17 protein-coding genes and 1 other RNA gene are annotated in these 20,522 nt (G+C 61.9%); 15 read left to right on the top strand and 3 right to left on the bottom strand.

The genetic code is table 11. From position 1 onward, the window contains the following. Positions 1 to 26 precede the first annotated feature (26 nt). From C0V76_RS18160 to C0V76_RS18170, 3 genes are read left to right on the top strand one after another with little or no spacing between them, the layout of a single operon-like run. Positions 27 to 893: a protein-glutamate O-methyltransferase CheR gene (locus C0V76_RS18160; protein ID WP_254048298.1), complete on the top strand. Its 867-nt coding sequence runs from the start codon at positions 27 to 29 to the stop codon at positions 891 to 893. After that, entirely contained in the window at positions 886 to 1,479 is a 594-nt protein-coding gene (cheD, locus tag C0V76_RS18165) for a chemoreceptor glutamine deamidase CheD (RefSeq protein WP_101944377.1), read from the top strand. The genes C0V76_RS18160 and cheD overlap by 8 nt, the downstream gene beginning before the upstream one ends. A 20-nt stretch (positions 1,480 to 1,499) precedes the next feature. Continuing rightward, positions 1,500 to 2,537: a chemotaxis response regulator protein-glutamate methylesterase gene (locus C0V76_RS18170; RefSeq protein WP_101944322.1), complete on the top strand. Its 1,038-nt coding sequence runs from the start codon at positions 1,500 to 1,502 to the stop codon at positions 2,535 to 2,537. Between the two features lie 72 nt (positions 2,538 to 2,609). Here the strand turns inward: C0V76_RS18170 and C0V76_RS18175 are convergent, their stop codons facing one another. Both C0V76_RS18175 and C0V76_RS18180 read right to left on the bottom strand, forming a co-directional pair. Beyond that, complete coding sequence (locus tag C0V76_RS18175; protein ID WP_101944323.1) at positions 2,610 to 3,869, bottom strand: OFA family MFS transporter; 1,260 nt, start codon at positions 3,867 to 3,869, stop codon at positions 2,610 to 2,612. Positions 3,870 to 4,063: 194 nt separating this feature from the next. Next, positions 4,064 to 5,977 (bottom strand): GGDEF domain-containing protein, encoded by a 1,914-nt coding sequence (locus tag C0V76_RS18180; protein ID WP_101944324.1) that lies wholly within the window; start codon positions 5,975 to 5,977, stop codon positions 4,064 to 4,066. 228 nt (positions 5,978 to 6,205) lie between these two features. Between C0V76_RS18180 and C0V76_RS18185 the strand changes: the two genes are divergently transcribed. The 5 genes from C0V76_RS18185 (at position 6,206) to C0V76_RS18205 (ending at position 12,180) form a co-directional block, all read left to right on the top strand. Continuing rightward, entirely contained in the window at positions 6,206 to 7,666 is a 1,461-nt protein-coding gene (locus C0V76_RS18185; RefSeq protein ID WP_101944325.1) for an NAD-dependent succinate-semialdehyde dehydrogenase, read from the top strand. A gap of 253 nt (positions 7,667 to 7,919) precedes the next feature. After that, positions 7,920 to 9,857 carry an Ig-like domain-containing protein gene (locus tag C0V76_RS18190; RefSeq protein WP_254048300.1) on the top strand — a complete coding sequence of 646 codons (1,938 nt, stop codon included), beginning with the start codon at positions 7,920 to 7,922 and terminating at the stop codon, positions 9,855 to 9,857. A gap of 114 nt (positions 9,858 to 9,971) precedes the next feature. After that, a complete protein-coding gene (gene pyrC, locus C0V76_RS18195; protein ID WP_101944326.1) occupies positions 9,972 to 11,006 on the top strand; it encodes a dihydroorotase in 1,035 nt (344 codons plus the stop codon). A 10-nt stretch (positions 11,007 to 11,016) separates the two neighbouring features. Next, positions 11,017 to 11,436: a hypothetical protein gene (locus C0V76_RS18200; protein ID WP_101944327.1), complete on the top strand. Its 420-nt coding sequence runs from the start codon at positions 11,017 to 11,019 to the stop codon at positions 11,434 to 11,436. Positions 11,437 to 11,673: 237 nt separating this feature from the next. After that, entirely contained in the window at positions 11,674 to 12,180 is a 507-nt protein-coding gene (locus C0V76_RS18205) for a YgjV family protein (RefSeq protein ID WP_101944328.1), read from the top strand. Between the two features lie 3 nt (positions 12,181 to 12,183). On the opposite strand, the gene C0V76_RS18210 is transcribed toward C0V76_RS18205, so the two are convergent. Next, positions 12,184 to 13,404, bottom strand: a complete 1,221-nt coding sequence (locus tag C0V76_RS18210) for an HD-GYP domain-containing protein (RefSeq protein WP_101944329.1) — start codon at positions 13,402 to 13,404, stop codon at positions 12,184 to 12,186. A gap of 115 nt (positions 13,405 to 13,519) precedes the next feature. Between C0V76_RS18210 and rnpB the strand changes: the two genes are divergently transcribed. From rnpB to murF, 7 genes are all read left to right on the top strand, one after another. Beyond that, an RNA gene (rnpB, locus tag C0V76_RS18215) (RNase P RNA component class A) lies at positions 13,520 to 13,936 on the top strand. A gap of 307 nt (positions 13,937 to 14,243) precedes the next feature. Next, positions 14,244 to 14,696, top strand: a complete 453-nt coding sequence (gene mraZ / locus C0V76_RS18220) for a division/cell wall cluster transcriptional repressor MraZ (RefSeq protein ID WP_101944330.1) — start codon at positions 14,244 to 14,246, stop codon at positions 14,694 to 14,696. Then, positions 14,693 to 15,643, top strand: coding sequence for a 16S rRNA (cytosine(1402)-N(4))-methyltransferase RsmH (rsmH, locus tag C0V76_RS18225; RefSeq protein ID WP_101944331.1), 951 nt, complete (start codon positions 14,693 to 14,695; stop codon positions 15,641 to 15,643). Before mraZ ends, rsmH begins: the two co-directional genes overlap by 4 nt. Next, complete coding sequence (ftsL, locus tag C0V76_RS18230) at positions 15,640 to 15,918, top strand: cell division protein FtsL (protein WP_101944332.1); 279 nt, start codon at positions 15,640 to 15,642, stop codon at positions 15,916 to 15,918. The genes rsmH and ftsL overlap by 4 nt, the downstream gene beginning before the upstream one ends. Next, entirely contained in the window at positions 15,915 to 17,657 is a 1,743-nt protein-coding gene (locus C0V76_RS18235) for a penicillin-binding protein 2 (protein ID WP_101944333.1), read from the top strand. The genes ftsL and C0V76_RS18235 overlap by 4 nt, the downstream gene beginning before the upstream one ends. Continuing rightward, positions 17,654 to 19,156 carry a UDP-N-acetylmuramoyl-L-alanyl-D-glutamate--2,6-diaminopimelate ligase gene (locus C0V76_RS18240; RefSeq protein ID WP_101944334.1) on the top strand — a complete coding sequence of 501 codons (1,503 nt, stop codon included), beginning with the start codon at positions 17,654 to 17,656 and terminating at the stop codon, positions 19,154 to 19,156. Before C0V76_RS18235 ends, C0V76_RS18240 begins: the two co-directional genes overlap by 4 nt. Next, entirely contained in the window at positions 19,153 to 20,520 is a 1,368-nt protein-coding gene (gene murF / locus C0V76_RS18245) for a UDP-N-acetylmuramoyl-tripeptide--D-alanyl-D-alanine ligase (protein WP_101944335.1), read from the top strand. The genes C0V76_RS18240 and murF overlap by 4 nt, the downstream gene beginning before the upstream one ends. Positions 20,521 to 20,522 lie beyond the last annotated feature (2 nt).

Raw genomic sequence — 20,522 nt, forward strand, 5'->3', positions numbered from 1 at the left:
CCGGCGTGCCGGCTGGCATGACGAGCGTGACGACAGCCGAAAACTCCGCAGACCTGCTCTTCAGCGAGCGCGAATTCACGTTCACCGAGCCGGATTTCCAGCGCGTCTGCGCGCTGATCTATGCGCGCGCCGGGATCTCACTGTCGGCCAGCAAACAGGATCTGGTCTACGGCCGCCTGGCGCGCCGCCTGCGTGCCCTGGGCATACGCTCCTTTGCCCACTATCTGGATCAGCTGGATGAGCCACAGGCACCGGAATGGGAGCATTTCACCAATGCGCTCACCACCAACCTCACCGCCTTCTTCCGCGAGAAACACCACTTCGAGATGCTCGCCGAGCACCTTCGCCAACATGCCGGGCACGGTCCACTGCGCGTGTGGAGTGCAGCTGCTTCCACGGGGGAGGAGGCCTACTCCATCGCCATCACCGTTGCGCAGAACCTGCACCGGGCGAGCGACGAGGTGAAGATTCTGGCTACTGACATTGATACCAGCGTGCTCGACAAGGGGCGTGCCGGCATCTACCCGGCCGAGCGCATCGACAGCCTGCCCGCCGAGCTGTGCGCGCACTATTTCCAGCGGGGCCAGGGGGCGCATGCAGGCCAGGTGAGGGTAGTGGAGCGTCTGCGCAGCATGATTGCCTTCAAACGCCTGAATCTGCTCGCCGAATCCTGGCCAATGCGTCACAAGTTTGATGTGGTGTTCCTGCGCAATGTGCTGATCTACTTCGACAAGTCGACCCAGGCCACCCTGATCGAGCATCTTTCCCGGTACATCAAGCCCGGTGGGTTGCTCTTCATCGGCCACTCAGAGAGTCCGCATGTTGACCGACGGGTCTTTGAGTCGATCGGCCGCACGGCCTACCGTGTGCTCGAAGATGCTCGCCATGGCTGACTACGGTTCGGCGCCTAACCGTTATCACGATCGCCGCTTCAATATCGAAGCGATCAAGATCCTGCCCGGGGAGTATTACGTGACCGGCCGCCCGGTGGTCATCGTTACCGTGCTTGGGTCCTGTGTGTCGGTCTGTCTCTATGATCGCGTCGCTCATGTTGGCGGCATGAATCATTTCATGCTGCCTGACAGTCACGAGGGGGGCGTGCTCAGCGAGTCCGCTCGTTATGGCGCCTATGCCATGGAGATTCTTATCAACAATCTGATCAAGGCAGGCGCAGCGCGTAACCGCCTGGAAGCCAAGGTCTTTGGTGCGGGTCATGTTCTGGATGGTTTGACGCATACCGACGTGGGAGCCCGAAATGCCTCGTTTGCCATGCGTTATATTGAAAACGAAGGGATCCGCCTGCAGGCCAGCGACATTCTTGGCATCTATCCGCGCAAGGTATATTTCTTTCCGGCGGAGGGGCGGGTACTGGTCAAGAAACTCAGGGCCCTGCATAACGACACGATTGCCCAGCGCGAGCTCGAATACGAAACCATGCTCGACAAGCTCAAGGTCGAGGGCAGCGTGGACCTGTTCTGAAGCGACGGAGATACGACAGCATGATCAAGGTACTCATCGTCGATGACTCTGCCCTGGTGCGGCAGATTCTGACGGCCATTCTCTCCCGCGAAGCCGATATCGTGGTAGTTGGCCAGGCCGCCGATCCATTGATCGCGCGCGACAGGATCAAGGAGCTGAACCCGGACGTGCTCACGCTGGATGTGGAAATGCCGCGCATGGATGGGCTGGAGTTCCTCGAAAAACTCATGCGTCTGCGCCCCATGCCGGTGGTGATGGTCTCCAGCCTGACCGAGCGCGGGGCCGACGTTACGCTGCGTGCGCTGGAATTGGGGGCGGTTGATTTCGTGACCAAGCCCAAACTCGGCGTGGCTGAAGGCCTCGAAGAGTATGCACAGGAAATTGTTGCCAAGATCCGCGCCGCGGCGCGTAGCCAGGTGCGCAAGCGCTCGGCCGGGCCGCATGTGCCGCTGGTGGTGCCTTCCAGCATCAAGGGCGCCAGCGAGAAGCTGATCCTGCTTGGGGCTTCAACTGGGGGCACTGAGGCGATCAAGGATGTGCTTCTCGACATGCCACCCAGCTGCCCGCCGATCGTGATCGTGCAGCACATGCCGGCCGGCTTCACGGCCTCTTTTGCCAAACGCCTGGATGGTCTGTGCCGGATCACCGTGAAGGAAGCGCAGAGCGGTGAGCGCATCGTGCCCGGCCACGCCTACATCGCTCCCGGTGGGCGCCATCTGGTACTCAAGCGCAGCGGTGCGTTCTACCTCACCGAACTGAACGACGACGAACCGATGAGTCTGCACCGACCTTCGGTGGACAAGCTGTTCCATTCCGCTGTGCCTAATGTGGGCGCCAACGCGGTAGCGGTGCTGCTCACCGGCATGGGCAAGGATGGTGCCCAGGGCATGCTGGCTCTGAAGCAGAAGGGCGTCTATACGGTGGCGCAGGATGAAGCCAGCTGTGTGGTGTTTGGCATGCCGCGCGAAGCCATCCAGCTCGGCGCCGCTGATGCGGTGCTGGATCTAGGCAAGGTTGCTGAGCACGTGCTGGCGCGCTTTGGCGCGATGGCGCGCTGATGGGGTGTCGGGAAGGAGGCTTGAAAAGCAGAAAGCCCGCGCGCAGCGGGCTTTCCGTGGCACTGAACGGTGTCAGGCTTTCTGCGGAGCCAATGCTCCGGAGCTGGCGGCTTTCCTGGCGTGGGCGCGGTTGACGTAGACCTTCATCGCGATCGACACGATCAGGGCGAAGGCAAAGACACCCGCAAATACCTGCATCATCGCGGCGTAGCTGCCCGTCTGCTCGCGCAGGAAGGACGCGAAGCTCGAGCCGATCATGCCGGCCATGGCCCAGGCTGTCAGCACGTAGCCGTGGATGGCCGAGATTTGCTTGGTGCCGAAGAGATCGCCGATGTAGGCCGGCAGGGTGGAGAAGCCCCCACCGTAGCAGCTCATGATCGCGTACAGCACCACCTGGAAGATCAGCACGGCGGACAGGGTTGGCAGCAGCCAGAAGGCCAGGATCTGGAAGGCGAAAAAGGCGATGTAGGTGTTCGGGCGGCCCAGATAGTCGGAGGCCGAGGCCCAGCCAATACGGCCCAGACCGTTGAACACGCCGATCAGGCCGACGATTGCGCCCGCAGCGATGGCGCTCATGCCGGTCACCTCCTGCGCTAGGGGCGACGCCACCGAGATCACTGCGATGCCGCAGGTGATGTTGATGAACATCATGATCCACAGGCCGTAGAAGGGCTTGGTGCGCACCGCTTCGTTGGCGGTGATGTTGGAAAGATCTTCCTTGATCTTCTTGCCGGCCACTGCGCCGCTCCAGCCAGCAGGCTTCCAGTCCTTGGGCGGCGGCTCAAGGTAGCGGGCTGAGGCGATCATCACGACCAGGTACACCGAGCCCATGATGAAGAAGGTGGTGGAGACGCCCACGTTCTCGATCAGCTTGGCCATGATCGGTGCGGCGATCATCGAGGCGAAACCGAAGCCCATGATGGCCATACCGGTGGCCAGACCGCGACGGTCCGGGAACCACTTCACCAGCGTCGAGACAGGTGTGACATAACCGGTGCCCAGGCCCATGCCGCCGATCACGCCGTAGCAGAGGTAGAGCAGCCACAGGTTGCCGATCTTGGTGGCCACCCCGGCGCCGAGCAGGCCTACGCCCCAGAGGATTGCGGAGACGGTGCCTGACACGCGCGGGCCGCGCTTCTCGACGAAGTGGCCCATCACCGCGGCCGACATGCCGAGGAAGAAGATCGCGATGCCAAAGGTCAGGTTGGCCTCCTTCAGGCTCCAACCGAAGGCCGCTTGCAGGGGTTTGGAGAACACGCTCCAGGAGTAGGCCGAGCCGATGCAAATATGGATGCCGACTGCGGCCAGTGCGATGAGCCACCGGTTCTTCATGGGATACCTCTGAAATGAATTCTGCAAATGCAGCGAGCAAAGTCTCATCCAGGCGGGTGGGCCGCAGTTTGATGGCAATCAAACTGGCTAAAAGCTAATTTAATGGACTCATTAATATTTCTGTTCAACAAACGGCTGCGTATTGATGCGCTGCAGGGCCAGCGAGCGTGCCGGCTCCGGTATTTGGGCGGCGCTCAGGATTTTCCGGTGAGGCTGAAGCACACCGTATTGCCGCCCGCCTTGCGGGCTTGTTGCATGGCGCGCTGGGCGCTGTTGAGCAGGGTTTCCGCACTGCGTGCATGCTGCGGGAAGAGGGCTGCGCCGATGCTCACGGTGATGCTGATGTGGCGATTGTTGATCACGAAATCCTGGCTCAGGGCAGCGTGCAGCTTGTGGGTGACGAGGTGGGCATCCTCATCGCTGGCGAGGGTGGACAGCAGCAGGGTGAAGTCGTCTGAGCCGAAGTGGGAGACGGTGTCTGAGTCGCGTATGGTGCAGCTGAGGCGCTCGGCAATCTCGCGCAGCAGCTTGTTGCCCACGGCCTGACCGAAGTTCTCATTCACGCTCTTGAAGTTGTCCACATCCACGCACAGCAGGGCGAGGGTTTCGCGTTTGCGTTTGGCCATGCGCAGGGCCTGCTGAAGGCGATCGAAGAACAGGGTGCGATTGGGCAGGCCGGTCTGCGCGTCGACCTGAGCCATGCCTTGCAGGCGTTCGCTGGCCGTCTTGCGTTCGGTGATGTCGCTCATGGTGCCGATCATGCGTGCGGCCGCACCGGTAAAAGTGCGCGCTACGACCATGCCGCGCGCGGCCACCCAGTGCCACTGGCCGTCTTCGCCCTGCATGCGGTGCTCGCTGAGATACTGACTGCTCTTGCCATCCAGGCAGGCCTGCATGGCAGCGCGTTCCTGACTTTCGTCCTCCGGGTGGATGATGGCTTTGGCGGCTTGCCCGGCGGATACGCCGAGGATTTCGTCGCAGCGCGGCGAGAAGCTGATCTGGCCGCTCTTCAGATCCCAGTCCCATACCCCGTCGCCGGAGCCTTCGAGGGCGAAGCGCCAGCGTTCTTCGGCTTCCTGCAATGCGTCCTGAAGGCGCTCGACCTCATTGCTGCTGCGACGCTTGCCCGCCGACAAGTGCATGCAGAGATAGAACAGCAGGGCCGCCAGCACGACGCCGAGCAAGGCAACCGGCTTGGCTGGATCACCCCCGATATGGCTGTTGAAGGCGGGCAGGGCGTGGATGTGCAGCGGCCAGATACGCTCGCCAAGGCGCAGTTCGCCGCTGTAGCTCAGATCCGGAGCGACAGCTACCGGAGCGCTGCTGCCCGAGGCTGGGGAGAGGCGGGTTTCGGCACTGTCCTGAGCTCCGTCGGTGATCAGCAGTTCGAGATCGTCGGCCTTCTGGCCAAGCGTTTCATGCAGCCATTCGCGCATCGAGAAGGCTGCGACCAGCCAGGCCTGCAGATGGGTGCGGCGCTCCGCAACGCTGAGCGCAGGCTCGCCCGGAGTAAATAGGGGGCTGGCGATGATGAAGCCGGGCTTGAACTCGCTGCCGTCCGCCCGGAGGGTGAGGCTCCCCGAGAGGCTGGGGCTGCCGGCATCGCGGGCTAGGGTCAGGATGCGTTGCTGCTCAGGGTCGGCAAACAGATCCTGGCCGAGCTGTGTGAGACGGGCGCCCTGAGCGTTTAGGGCGAGGCTGACCGGGGCGTAGAGCGGGCGCTCGCCGGCGGGGCTGATATCGAAACTGCTGCCGGTTTTCTGGCGCTGGCTGATGAGAAAATTGTCACGCTGCTCAAGGGTCACCAGCGGGCTGATGCTGAGGCTCTCGAGCCCGTTGAGGCCGGCTGTTGGCAGTTGCGGGGCGAGAAAGCTTGCCAGGGTGTTGCCGTTGCCGCTGGCGTAGTGGGCCTGGGCGCTGCGCAGCAGGTGGGCGCTCCGATCAAGCTGCTGCTGGAGCAGGCTTTGCGTTTCATTGGCAAGATGGCTGAACGTGGCTTCGCGGCGGGCCAGATAGTCGCCGTGCAGCTGGTGCCAGGCAAAGCCGGTAAACACCAGAGTGAGCAGACTGGCAACTGCAGGCAGGGCAAAGCTGCGGAAATGGAGCATGGCGTGTCTCGTGTGGATAAGCCCTGAATGCCGGCGGCGGCCTGCACAGATATCGAGCCTGATCTTGAATTGAGAAAATAACAAAACTGTTAAAAATGCGCTTGGCAGTCTGTCACACCGGGTTGCCGTTTGTTTGCGTTGCGCCTTGCGAGGCTACACTTCGGTCAGCTGCCTCGCAGCCGGTTGTAGCCCAGAACTTAGCCTGTTCCGCACTCTTCGGGAGTCTCCATGCCCTTGTCGCTGTCAAAGCCTTTTCTGTTCCGCCAGCAAGCCCTGATTGGTGGCCTTTGGTGTCAGGCGGATTCGGGCATGCTGCAGCCGATTTACAACCCGGCCAGCGGCGATTTGCTGGGGCACGTGCCGCACATGGGCGCCGAGGAAGCGCGGCGTGCCATCGCGGCTGCCGTCGAAGCCCAGAAGGCCTGGGCCAGGCGAACGGGCCACGAGCGCGCGCGCGTGCTGCGGCGCTGGTTCGAACTGGTCCTGCAGCACCAGGAGGACTTGGCTCGCCTGCTTACCCTTGAGCAAGGCCGTCCGCTAGCCGAGGCCCGGGGTGAGATTGCCTATGGTGCAAGTTTCATCGAGTGGTTTGCCGAAGAGGCCAAGCGCAGCTATGGCGATGTGATTCCCTCACCGCAGGCGGACAAGCGTCTGGTGGTGATCCGTCAGCCTGTGGGCGTGGTGGCGGCAATCACGCCCTGGAACTTCCCGAATGCGATGATCACGCGCAAGGCGGCACCAGCGCTTGCGGCGGGCTGTGCTGTGGTCCTCAAGCCCGCGCCGCAAACGCCTTTCTCGGCCCTGGCACTAGCCGCGCTGGCCGTCGAGGCCGGCGTGCCGGCCGGAGTGCTGAATGTCGTGACCGGCGATGCTGCGGCCATTGGCGAAGCCCTCACCGCCAGCCCGCAAGTGGCCAAGCTGAGTTTTACCGGCTCGACCGCTGTCGGGCGCAAGCTGCTCGCCCAGTGTGCGAATACGGTCAAGCGCGTGTCGCTGGAGCTGGGCGGCAATGCACCGTTCATCGTGTTCGAGGATGCCGATCTGGACGCCGCCGTGGAGGGCTGCATCGCGTCCAAGTTTCGTAATAGTGGTCAGACCTGCGTGTGCGCCAACCGCATTTACGTGCAGGACGGCGTCTATGAAACCTTCGCTCGCAAGCTGGCCGATGCTGTGCGCAAGTTGCGCGTGGGCAACGGGCTGGAGGAGGGCGTGAGCTTGGGGCCGCTGATCGATCAGCGCGCCGTGCATAAAGTTGAGGTGCATGTGGCTGATGCGTTGGCGCAGGGAGCTCAACTGGTTCAGGGCGGTACGCGTCACGCGCTTGGGCACGGCTTTTTCGAGCCGACGGTGCTGGTCGAGGTCACCCAGGCCATGCGCATCGCGCAAGAAGAAACCTTTGGTCCGGTGGCAGCATTGTTCCGCTTCCAGAGCGAGCGTGCCTTGCTGGAGATGGCCAACGCCACCGAGTATGGTCTGGCGGCCTACTTTTACAGCCGCGATCAGGCGCGCTGCTGGCGGGTGGCCGAGGCGCTGGAGTGCGGCATGGTGGGCATCAATACCGGGTTGATTACCAATGAGGCGGTGCCCTTCGGGGGCGTCAAGCAGTCCGGTCTTGGCAGGGAAGGCTCGCGCTATGGCCTCGATGAGTACCTTGAGCTCAAGTATCTGTGTTTTGGCGGCCAGGGCTGAGTAAGCCGGAGGTTGAACTTGCTGCGACGCAGCGTTTTGGGTTTCGTTGCGGCGGCGTGACTATTTCGTCACAGGTCTTGGAGAATTTTGTGTCTTTGATGTTGTTACCGGTTGCAAAGGAATTCTGATATCGGTAACACTTCCATGGTCGCGGTCACATAAATGCCGCGTGGGCATGTCAGAACATGCCTGACAGGTTTGTCGGCAACGAGCGGCAGCCGCACCATAAAAATGGAAGTGAAGGAGATACAAGATGGCAGTAACAAGGAATATCAGCAGCCTGCTGGCTGTGCTGATGGCCGCAGGCTTGGCCGCGTGCGGCGGCGGTGGCAGCAGCGATTCTTCCAGCAGCACTGCAGCAAGCAGCAGCGCCAGCTCGGCGGCCACCAGCAGCGCCAGAAGCTCGGCAGCTGCCAGCGCTACGAGCGCCATCAGTTCTGCAGCCGCCAGCGCCGCTAGTTCCACGGCCGCTAGTTCGGTTGCAGCCAGCAGCACGGCAGCCAGCTCCAGCTCCAGCTCCAGCGCTGCGCTGGTGCCTGCTGCAGGCGCCAGCTCCATCCATGTGGACACGCGCTTGCAGATCACTTTCGACACCGTTCCCTCGCTAGGGGGCAGCGGTCTGATCAAGGTCTACAAAGCAAGTGATGACACGCTGGTGGATACGATTAGTCTGAACGTGTTTTCTACCGGTAGCACTATTGCCCCTCAATACACCGCAGCTACGCTGACCGCCAACAACACCCAGACGGCTATTCCGACGGCCAATACAGAGATCGACAGGCTTGGCTACGGTGCGGGGACTGCGCTGACACAATGGCGCTGGATCTTCTATCGCCCAGTCTCAATCTCTGGCAAGACCGCGACAATTCGACTCCATGATGGCGTGTTAAGCCCGTCCACTGCGTACTACGTGCAGATCGAGAATGGTGTGCTGAGTGGTACCTACAAAGGCTCCGCCTTCGGCGGGATTTCAGACAAGACAACATGGAGCTTCACCACACGTACTGCGCCGACCTCATCCAGTAACGTGACGGTCGACGATGACGGTACTACGGCCGATTTTCGGACCGTGCAGGGTGCAATCAACTGGGTCACCAGCAAGTGTGGCAGTGCTGGCAGCGATAGCAGTTGTACCGACATCAGCGTCGCCAAGAGCATCCTGGTGAAGAACGGTACTTATGACGGCGAACTGTTTGTCCGCAATATTAATAATCTGGTTATTCAGGGCGAGAGCCGTGCAGGAGTGCTGGTGCGCTCCGAAAACTTTGACCAGTACAACCCGGGTACTGGTGGTAGCGTGAATGCTTCTGCATATGGAACGCTGACCTATGCTGCAACGGGTGGCAACCGGACGCGTCTGAACGGTGGTCGTTCCGTACTGCTGGTCGAGGGGGCTGATTTGCTCAAGCTCACCAACTTCACCCTGCAGAACACCCATGTGAAGAACGCTTGGGAGGGCAACACGATTACGATTGGCAACAACAACCAGGCAGAAACGATCTACTTCAACAGTGGGTCACTGTCTGGTGGGCGTCTGATTGCTACGTATATGAACTTCTATAGCACTCAGGACACGATCCAGACCAAGGGCTGGGCATGGTTCTACCAGTCGTTGATCAAGGGTGATGTGGACTTCGTATGGGGCGCTGCGTATGCCATCCTATTGGAAGAGAGCGAACTGCGCACGGTGGTTGATACAACCAATACCACACTGGGTGGATATGTGACCGAGTCGCGCATGGCGTATGGCTTCCCGGGCATTGTTGTGCTCAACAGCTCGCTGACCCGTGAAGCCGGAGTGCCGGATGGCGCAACCTATCTGTCGAGGCAGGCAAGCAATTTCTCGAGTGGCTACTGCAGCACGGCCACCACGACAGGGTCGTTGGCTAACGCTAACTATGGCTGCAATAACGTGGCCTATATCAACACCAAGATGGATGGCCATATCGCAACGGTCGGCTGGCTGGCTTCCAATGAGCCCCCGCTTGCAGCCAGCAGCACTACTGGCTACCGCGAAAGTGGCATTACCAATCTGAGCGGCACTGCACTTGATCTGAGTGGCCGTCTTACAACCTACGCTTCAACTGGCAAGGTGTTTGCCAGCACGACGGCTGATCTCTCAGGCTTGACTACTCGCAAAAATGTTTTTGCGCAGTGGAATGGCAACGCAGGTTGGGCCCCGGAGCCGTAATCAAGCTTTGGTATTCAGGCAGGCACGGCCGGGGGAACCCGGCCGTTTTTCTTTGGAGGCTCGCCATCGCCGGCTAAAATGCGCCGGAACGTTTCTCGCCCCGGAAAGAACTGCATGCAAAAAATCACGCTTACCCGCCCTGACGATTGGCACCTGCACTTGCGCGATGGTGCTTCCTTGCACGTCACCGTGGCGGATGCCGCGCAGCGCTTCGGCCGCGCCATCATCATGCCCAACCTGCGCCCGCCGGTCACCACCGTGGAGCAGGCGGCCGCCTACCGCGCACGCATCCTCGCCGCCGTACCGGCCGGGCTCAAGTTCGAGCCTCTGATGACGTTGTACCTGACAGACAACACCTCACCCGAAGAGATCACGCGCGCCAAAGCCTCCGGCTTCATCCATGCGGTGAAGCTGTACCCGGCCGGCGCCACGACCAATTCGGATGCCGGGGTGACGTCGATCGAGAAAGTCACCGGCGTGCTCGAGCGCATGGAAGAACTCGGTCTGGCTCTCTGTGTGCATGGCGAGGTGACCCATGGTGACGTGGATGTTTTTGATCGCGAGTCTGTTTTTATTGACCGCGTGCTGGCTCCGCTGGCGCAACGCTTCCCGCGTCTGCGCACGGTGTTCGAACACATCACGACGCGCGAGGCGGCGCAGTATGTGAGCAGCGCCGGTGAGCATGTGGCCGCCACGATCACGGCCCACCACCTGCTGATGAACCGCAACGCAATCTTTGCCGGCGGTATCCGCCCGCATCACTATTGCCTGCCGGTACTCAAGCGCGAAGTGCATCGTCAGGCGCTGCTTGAGGCGGCGATTTCGGACAACCCGCGATTCTTCCTCGGCACGGATTCTGCACCGCACGCCAAGAGCACCAAGGAAGCCGCTTGTGGCTGTGCCGGTTGCTATACCGAGCATGCTGGCATCGAGTTGTATGCCGAAGCTTTCGAGTCTGCCGGGGCGCTGGACAGGTTGGAGGCGTTTGCGAGTTTTAACGGGCCGGACTGGTATGGCCTGCCGAGAAATGCCGACACGATCACGCTGGCCAGAGAAGCTTGGAGTGTGCCGGCGACGATGGATTATTTGCCGGGCGATCCGCTGGTGCCGCTGCGTGCGGGCGAGACGGTGGCCTGGCGTCTGGTGTGAGGAGATTAGGATGAAGAGGCTGTCCTTCCTGTTGTTGCCTGCCGCGATGTTGCTGACGGGCTGCGAGAACAATGCGGCCTCTTATTCGATCGACGAGAGCAAGAACCATTCGATCAGCCTGGTGCGCGAGCAGAATCTGCCCTGGTTCGGTGAGGTGCATCAGCGCTTCGTCATTGCACGTTTTCCCGAGTGTCAACGTCGTTACGACATTGCAGCGACCGGCACTGGGATGGCCAAGCTTGATCTATACGAAGTTGCGCCACGCCTGTATGCCGCTCAGCAGGGCAAGGCCTGGTATGCACTGGGAACCGAGCAGTGCGTGGTCCAGACCTTCAAGCCGGAGGACCGGCCGACCAGCCCACCCGGCAGGCTGGTCGGCAGTTTCGTCAAGAAAGAAGGGGCTCTGGTCTTCGAGCCGGCCGTGCCCTGAGGGGCGGCTCCCTGCGCCGTCTTTGTGATCCATTCGGCTTGCGGCCGACAGGCGCCTGCTGCCGACCATTTCCCGCGCACCGGGGGGGCTGCCAGGCCCGGCCCCGTATTCCTTTCGTGGTGAGTGGAGGCGGTTAGTCGGCTTCGCATCTTCCGCTCTGGCCTACGTGGTGACGCGGATTGCCTCTTGCAGGTGAGCAGCGGAAACTTCCGGCTTACTCCAACCGGGTTTCACGCTTTGCCCGCCGACGCTTTCTCCCTGCCGCAGCTCTTCGGCTATGCCACTTTTGTGCTGGGCATGGTTAGTTTCTCCCGCAAGCACGATCATCAGTTCCGCAAGTGGCTGACCCTGCAGAACTTTGTTTACGCTGTGCACTTCATCCTCATGGGTAACGTGGCCGCCACGGCAGGCATGCTACTGTCGATTGCGCGCAATCTATTGTCGATGCGCACCCGCTCCCTGTGGGTGGCGGGCGTGCTGTTGACAGCCAACTTCGTGCTGGCCTTCTTCGTGGTGAAGAGCGCCTGGAATGTATTCCCGCTGCTGGCTGCTGCGGTGGCCACCATTTCGATGTTCCGCTTCAGCGGGCTGCAACTGCGCTACGGCATGCTCGGCGCGACCCTGCTGTGGCTGGTCAATAACATCCTGATGGGCTCGATCGGCGGTACGGCGATGGAGCTCATGATTACCGCGATCAGCTGTTCGACGATCTGGCGCCTGCGCCGCGAGCAGCCACCTGCCTGAGATTCAGGACGAGATGAAAGGCTGGGTGTCGAGCTTCCACTTGGCCGGGTCTTCGTGACCGACGATGCGGTCGGCGCCGCCACAGCCCATCGGGCGCGACAGATCCAGATCGTAAGGTTCGACGCGGTGGCCGGTCTTGGCGTTGAAAATGACCTTCAGGCGGGGCTGCAGCAGGTTGGTGTCGTTCTGCTCCAGCACCACACCGAGACGGCCTGATTCAAGCTTGACCAAGGCGCCCACCGGATAGATACCGACACAGCGGATGAAGGCCTGGACCAGTTTCGGATCGAAGTGGAAGGCACTCCATTCGTGCAGCTTGCGCAGTGCGTCGGTGGCCGTAATGCCGCGGTGGTAACAGCGATCCGCCGTGATTGCGTCATACACATCTACGATCGAAGACATACGAACCAGTTGGGGGATCTGTTCGGGTTTGAGCTTGTCCGGATAGCCGTTGCCGTCCATGCGCTCATGATGATGCAGGGTGATGTCCAGCGGGATCGGGCCGATTTCGGGCGATTTGAGCAGGATTTCGTAGCCGTCACGCGGGTGGCGCTTGATGAGTTCGAACTCCTCGTCCGTGAGTTTGCCTGGCTTGTTCAGCACCTCATCGGGCACCAGTGCCTTGCCGGTGTCGTGCAGCAGGCCGCCCATGCCGGCGAGGCGGGTGGTTTCGGCGTCCAGGTTCATGGTGCGGCAGAAGGCCACGAGCAGGGCGCACACGCTCACGCAGTGCAGGAAGGTGTAGTCGTCCTTGTTCTTGATGGTGAGCAGACCGAGGATGGCGCCGCTGTTGCGCAGGATGGACTCGGTAATGTTCTCCACCACGTGATCGACCTGCTCGACCTCTACTGCGCGGCCCAGGCGGGCATCTGCCATCACGTTGCGCACCAGCGCCTGGGCGCGCCCCTTGATGGCGTAGGCGCGCTGGATTTCCTCATCGCGCGTGGCGTGGATGATCACGGGCTGCTCGGCCGTTACCAGCGCGATCAACTCTTCCTGCAGGCTGTCCCGTACCTCTTCCTCGGTTGGCGCATCTGGTACATCAAGGCCTTTATCGGTGTCGATATAGACATAGTGGATACCCGAGTCGAGCACCTTCTCGATCTGAGCGTCGCTGGCGAGCTTGAACTGGTTCTTCAGGAACGGATGGCTCAGCCAGTCGCAATCCAGTTCGTGGATGAACATGCCGACTCGGAGTTCCTGGCTTGGAATTTTCTTGATCATGCCGACTGACCTTGTGCGGAATTTTCTGTGCTCCTCGTACTAACGGCTCGGCGGAGCGGAAATGAAGTCCCGGAAAATCCGGCGTTTGCCGCCCCGCCCCGTATAATCACGGCGGGAAGTTCGTCAGGCAGTCGCTGTGTGCTTCGGCGCATGGAGGAAAGTCCGGGCCCCGCAGGGCAGGATGCCGGCTAACGGCCGGGCGCCGTGAGGCGACGGAAAGTGCAACAGAAAACATACCGCCGATGGCTCCGCAAGGAGATCAGGCAAGGTTGAAATGGTGTCAAGCCGAGCGTGAGCGAGGTTTGGCGCATTGCGCAAGCAGTGCGGGGTAAGAGCCCACCGCAGTTCCTGGTAACAGGGCTGGCTAGGTAAACCCCATCCGGGGCAAGGCCAAATAGGGGGGCGTTGATGTGGCCCGCAGAGCCCCCGGGTAGGCTGCTAGAGCGGCACGGTAACGTGTCGCCCAGAGGAATGACTGCCCCGTCGGCGCAAGCCGGCGCGACAGAACCCGGCTTATCGACGAACTTCCCCCTCCGTTTCTCCTCGCGCAACGCACCCTTTGCGCAGCCCCTCTCCTTTTGTTCTTGTCTGCCAAGGCCTTGGCTTGTTTGCTGCCCTGAGGCTTGTTGTCCTCCGTTTGGCGCTGCCGGCCGCCGCACCCGCCGCCTGTCCGCAAGTCCTTGTTCGCGCGCCGCTTTTCCCTGGCGAGCGAGCTTGACCGCGCTTTTCTTTCCAACTAGAGTGGAGCGAAGTGGGATAAAAGGGATAAAAGTGGGTTGATGTGGCGCTTGGCTTGTGCGCCGGCCTGCTCCCTGTTCCGGGGTCAATGAGGGGGATGGATGTCTTTCCAGGGTGCTTCAGTGCTCAGTCTCGATGCGAAGGGTCGCTTAGGCGTTCCGGCGCGGCATCGTGACGCGCTGATGGCGCGCTGTGGCGGCAACCTGGTCCTCACCACGCATCCGCATGGTTGTCTGCTGGTTTATCCGGCGCCGGACTGGGAGCCGATTCGCGACCAGATCCTGGCTATTCCGAGCATGAATGTGGCCGCAGCCAACCTGCGCCGCCTGCTGGTCGGCAATGCGCTGGATGAATCCATGGATGCCAGCGGCCGGGTGCTGGTAGCGCCCGAGTTGCGGGCCTGGGCTCAGCTGGACAAGCAGGTTCGCCTGATGGGGCTGGGTACCCATTTCGAGTTGTGGTCGGAAGCCGTCTGGCAGCAGAAGCAGGCCGAGGCGGCTGCGCAGTTCGCGAGCGGCGAGTTGCCGCCCGGATTTGAAAACCTCGTGCTGTGAGCGGCGAGTTCAGTCACATCACCGTCCTTCTGAATGAGGCGGTTGAGGCATTGGCGATCCGCCCGGACGGGGTGTACGTGGATGCAACCTTCGGACGGGGCGGGCACAGCGGGCGAATTCTGGCTGCACTGGGGGCGGCAGGGCGGCTGATTGCGTTTGATCGAGATCCGCGCGCCATCGAGGCGGGCAGGGCGCTGAATGATCCGCGTCTGACGCTGGTGCATGAGCCTTTCTCGGCCTTTGCCGGGGAGCTGGATGCGCTGGGGGTCGGGGCGGTGGATGGGGTGTTGATGGACCTGGGGGTGTCGTCACCGCAACTGGATGACGCGAGCCGGGGCATGAGTTTCAGGTTTGATGCGCCGCTGGACATGCGCATGGATCCGACGCGGGGTGAAACCGCAGCGGAGTGGCTGGCCCGCGCGAGCGTGGCCGAGATCTCCAATGTATTGAGGGAGTACGGAGATGAGCGGTTTGCTTACGCGATTGCAAAGGCGATTGACGCTGCTAGGCAGGGGGGCAATGTTGCTACCACAGGACAGCTTGCCGAGATCGTTGCGGCGACCGTCCGCACGCGCGAGCCGGGGCAGCACCCGGCGACGCGCACCTTCCAGGCTCTACGGATTTGCGTCAACCGCGAACTTGAAGAGCTGTCGCTGATCCTGCCGCAGGCGGTGTCACGCTTGAAAACTGAGGGGAGACTGGTGGTGATTGCCTTCCATTCGCTGGAAGACCGCATCGTGAAGCGCTTCATGCGCGATCACGCGAAGCCGCCTGCGCTGCCGAAAGGCTTGCCGATTCGCGAAGCCGAACGTCCGCAGCCGCCCTTGTTGCTGGTTGGCGATGCGATCAAACCTTCGAAGGCGGAAGTGGCCGCCAATCCACGTTCGCGCAGCGCCATCATGCGGGTGGCTGCGCGCAGCGCGTCGGCTTGGGAGTACGCGGGATGATCCGTTTTACCGCGTTCCTGATGATTGCTGTCGTGGCCAGTTCGCTCGGTGTAGTGGCCTCGCAGCACAGCTCGCGCAAGCTGGTCACCGCCATCGAGCGCGAGCAGGTGCGCACTCGCAATCTTGAAGTGGAATGGACTCAGCTCGATATCGAGCAGCAGGCTGTAGCCGCATTGCCTACCGTCGAGCGCTTCGCCCGTAGCACCTTGCGCATGCAGGCTCCCGTCAGGGATGCCGAGATCACGCTGGACCCGGCAGGAGGCGGGCGCGGATGAAGCACACACACAGTTTCAATCACAACCCCTTGCTATCGAAGCGTCTGCCAGAGTGGCGAGCCCGTTTGGTGCTGATCGCCCTGCTCAGCGGCTCGGTGGTGCTCGGCGCACGTGCCATGTATCTGCAAGGGGTGAATAAGGAGTTTCTGCAGCGCAAGGGTGAGTCGCGTTACGCCCGTACGCTGGAGCTCTCTGCCAACCGCGGCAAGGTGGTGGATCGCAATGGCGATACCCTGGCCACTAGTACCCCGGTCAAATCCATTGCAGTTATTCCTGACATGGCGCAGCTGGGCGCGGGCGAGGTGGCTCAGCTCGGCAAGATCCTTGATCTGAACCTGACGGACATCAATCGCAAACTCGCCAGCGGCAAGGACTACGTGTTCCTGTCGCGCGCCGTAGCACCAGACGTGGCCGACCGTGTGATGGCACTCAAGCTGCCCGGCGTGCAGGCGCAGGACGAGTACCGTCGCTATTACCCGACTGGAGAGATGGCCGCACATCTGGTGGGCTTCACCAACGTGGATGACCGTGGGCAGGAGGGCGTGGAGCTGGCCTTCAATGACATGCTGACCGGCAAGCCGGGCTCGCGCCGGGTGATCAAGGACCGTCGCGGCCAGATCGTGGAAGACGTGGAAACCATCCGTCGTCCTCAGGATGGCGGCAACCTGCAGCTGGCCATCGACGCCAAGATCCAGTATCTGGCCTATAGCGCGCTCAAGCAGGCTGTGCAACAACACAAGGCCAAAGCCGGCTCCGCCGTGGTGCTGGATGCCAGGACCGGCGAAGTGCTGGCGCTGGTGAACAACCCGACCTACAACCCGAACAATCGGGTGAAACTCTCGGGCGAGCAGCTGCGCAATCGGGTGATGACGGACAGCTTCGAGCCGGGTTCGACGATGAAGCCTTTTGTGGCCGCAATGGCACTCGAATCCAATCGCTTCCGCGCCGATACCATGATCGATACGCTCGGCGGCAAGATGACCATTGATGGCGCCACGATCAGCGATTCACATTCGCATGGCATGCTGAGTGTGGCCCAGGTCATCCAGAAGTCCTCGAATATCGGCTCGGCGCGCATGGCCTTGGCCTTTCCGGCGCAGCACATGTGGGAGCTGTACGACGATCTGGGCTTTGGCAAGCCGCTCAAGCTGGGTTTTCCCGGTGAGGTGGGCGGCCGCTTGCGGCCCTGGAAAAGCTGGCGCCCGATCGAGCAGGCCACCATGGCCTATGGTCATGGCGTATCGGTAACGCTGATGCAACTGGCGCACGGTTACATGGCTTTCGCGCGCGATGGCGAGCTGATTCCGCTCTCCCTGACCCGGGTGGATGCTCCTCCACTTCATGGACAGCGAGTATTCAGCCCTGAGGTGGCAAGACAGGTGCGAGCCATGATGGAAAGCGTCACCCAATCTGGTGGCACTGCTCCACTTGCGGCTGTGCCAGGCTACCGCGCTGCGGGCAAGACCGGTACTGCGTACAAGCTTGAAAACGGCCGCTATACCAAGAAATACCTGGCGTCCTTCGTCGGTCTGGTGCCGGCTTCCGAGCCTCGTCTGATCGTGGCGGTGGCGATTGACGAGCCGAGTGTGGGTGGTCACTACGGTGGCGATGTGGCAGCACCTGTGTTCTCGCAGATTTCCGCTGGTGCCTTGCGTACGCTCGGGGTGCGTCCGGATGCGCCGATCACGCCGCAGCAGGTGGCGCAGCAGCAACTCGGCAAGAGCCGGGAGGCCATGTGACCAGTCCTCTGGCCGGCGCCATCATGGCCCTGCTTGCAGCCAGCGGTTGCCAGCCGAAACGGGTGAGTGCCGACTCGCGCAAGATCCAGCCTGGTGATGTGTTCCTGGCGTATCCCGGGCATGCCAGAGATGGTCGCCAATACATCGCCGCTGCTGTTGAGCGTGGCGCCGCAGCGGTGCTGTGGGAGCGTGAAAATTTCGAATGGGATCCGGCCATTGCCGTCCCCAATCTGCCCGTTGATCGTCTGCGCCACATGGCTAGCGACATTGCCGACGAGGTTTTCGGAAGACCCTCCGAAGCCCTGTGGATGGTGGGCGTGAGTGGCACCAACGGCAAGACTTCGGTCTCGCAGTGGATTGCCCGCGCAATGGGCGGGCTGGGGCGCAAGTGTGCGGTGATTGGCACACTGGGCTCGGGTTTTCCCGGGCGTCTGGTACAGACCGGCAACACTACCCCGGATGCCATCGTGCTGCAGGAAGACCTGGCTCGTTTCCGTTCCGAAGGGGCTGAGGCGATTGCCATGGAGGTCTCGTCGATCGGTCTTGATCAGGGGCGGGTGGCAGGCTGTCGCATGGATGTGGCGGTCTTCACGAACCTGACCCGTGATCATCTCGACTACCACCACACCATGGAGGCCTATGCGGCCGCCAAGGCCAAGCTTTTCGACATGCCTGGCCTCAAGGCCGCGATCCTGAACTTTGATGATCTGATGGGGGTGATGCTGGCGCGCCGGCTGGCCGCCGCCGGCGTTGTTCAGGTGACCGGCTATAGCGTGATTCCGGACAACACCAGTGCCGCGCCCGCACAGCACATGCTGGTAGCAGAAAAACTGCGCACCACGCAGACGGGAATGCGTTTTACCGTGAGCTACGATGGCCAGCGCGCCGAGATGAGCGTGGGCTTGGTCGGCCAATTCAATGTCTCCAATCTGCTGGCGGTGATCGGAGTTCTGCTGCACTCCGGTTACAGTTTCGAGCAGGCCATTGCGGCCAGCCGTGAGCTCACACCCCCGGAGGGCCGCATGCAGACCCTGGGCGGCATTGGCGAACCGCTGGTGGTGGTGGATTACGCCCATACGCCTGATGCACTGGAGCAGGCGCTCCATGCGCTGGCCCACACTGTGGATTCACGGCAGGGCCAACTGTGCTGTGTGTTCGGTTGTGGCGGTGATCGTGATCCTGGCAAGCGCGCCCTGATGGGCGAGGTGGCCGCCCGCCTTGCCATGAAGGTCGTCATTACCAGCGACAACCCGCGCAGCGAGGATCCGCACACCATCATCCGCCAGGTTGCCGAGGGCGCGCCACAGGCGCAATGCATCAGTGATCGAGCTGAAGCCATCCGCAGCGCGGTGATGGCGGCGCATGCCAATGACGTGATCCTGATTGCCGGCAAGGGGCATGAGGACTATCAGGAAGTGGCCGGTAAAAAACACCATTTCAGCGACGCGGAGCATGCCAGTGCAGCCCTGACTGCCTGGTCACGGGAGGCACGCGCATGATGCATCTGCAGGAAGCAGCTCTTGCTACCGGTGGCCGTTGCAGCGGTGGCGATCCGCTGTTCTCGGCCGTCAGCACGGATACCCGCGCAGATCTGGGGGGGGAACTCTTCATTGCGTTGCGTGGCGAGCGTTTCGACGCCCACGATTTTCTCGCTCAGGCCGCCGCGCAGGGGGCGGTGGCAGCACTCGTCGATGAACGTAGCGATCTGGTGGCACCGGCGGGGCTGCCGCTGCTGCGGGTGGCTGATACCCGCCTTGCGTTAGGTGCCTTGGCGGCGCACTGGCGTAACAAGTTTGTGCTTCCGCTGATTGGTGTGACCGGCAGCAACGGCAAGACCACGGTCAAGGAAATGTGCGCCGCGATTCTGCGTGCCTGGCTTGGCGGGGACGCCGTGCTGGCGACCGAAGGCAACCTGAATAATGACATCGGCTTGCCGCAGATGTTGTTGCGCCTTTCAGCCAGCCATCGGGCGGCCGTGATCGAAATGGGCATGAACCACCCGGGCGAGATCGCCTATCTGGCCGGGCTGGCGAAGCCGAGCGTGGCGATCGTGACCAACGCCCAGCGCGCACATCTGGCGGGTATGGGGGGGCTGCTCGCGGTGGCCGAAGAGAAAGGGCAGATCTTCGAGGCGCTGAGCCCGGAAGGGGTGGCTATCATCAATGCCGATGATGAGCACGCCGCTTACTGGCTTGAGCAGCACGGCGCAGCGAAGGTGCTGGGTTTTGGGCTGACGCAGCCCTGCGACGTGACCGCTAGTCTCGAAGCGCGTGCCTTCGGCAGTCTGTTGAAGCTGCAAACCCCGCAAGGGGAGGCGAGTTTTGAATTGCCGGTACCCGGTGTGCATAACGTGAGAAATGCGCTGGGCGCGATCGCGGCTTGCCTTGCCGCTGGCGCACCACTGGATGCCTGCGTGCGCGGCCTCTCCTGCTTCACTGGGGCCAAAGGCCGTCTGCAGCGCAAGGATGCACCGGCCGGCGCGATCTTGCTGGACGACACCTACAACGCCAATCCGGACTCGGTGCGTGCCGGCATCGACGTATTAGCGGCTACGCCCGGGGGCAAATTCCTGGTGCTCGGCGATATGGGTGAAATCGGCGAGATGAGTGCCCAGTATCACGATGAGATTGGCGGCTATGCCAAGAGTGCCGGTGTGGATCGCCTGTTCGCCCTGGGCGAGCAGAGCGCGCTAGCGGCCAATAATTTCGGCCCGGGGGCAGAGCATTTCACGAGCGTTGACGAACTGGCTGCGGCTCTGCGACCGCTGCTGGCGCCCGACGTGGTGGTGCTGGTGAAGGGTTCGCGCTTCATGCGCATGGAACGTGTGGTCGAGGCGCTGTGTTCGCCTCGAGAAAAGGACTGACA

The organism is Uliginosibacterium sp. TH139, from assembly GCF_002855595.1.
In the GTDB taxonomy this organism is placed as follows: domain Bacteria; phylum Pseudomonadota; class Gammaproteobacteria; order Burkholderiales; family Rhodocyclaceae; genus Uliginosibacterium; species Uliginosibacterium aquaticum.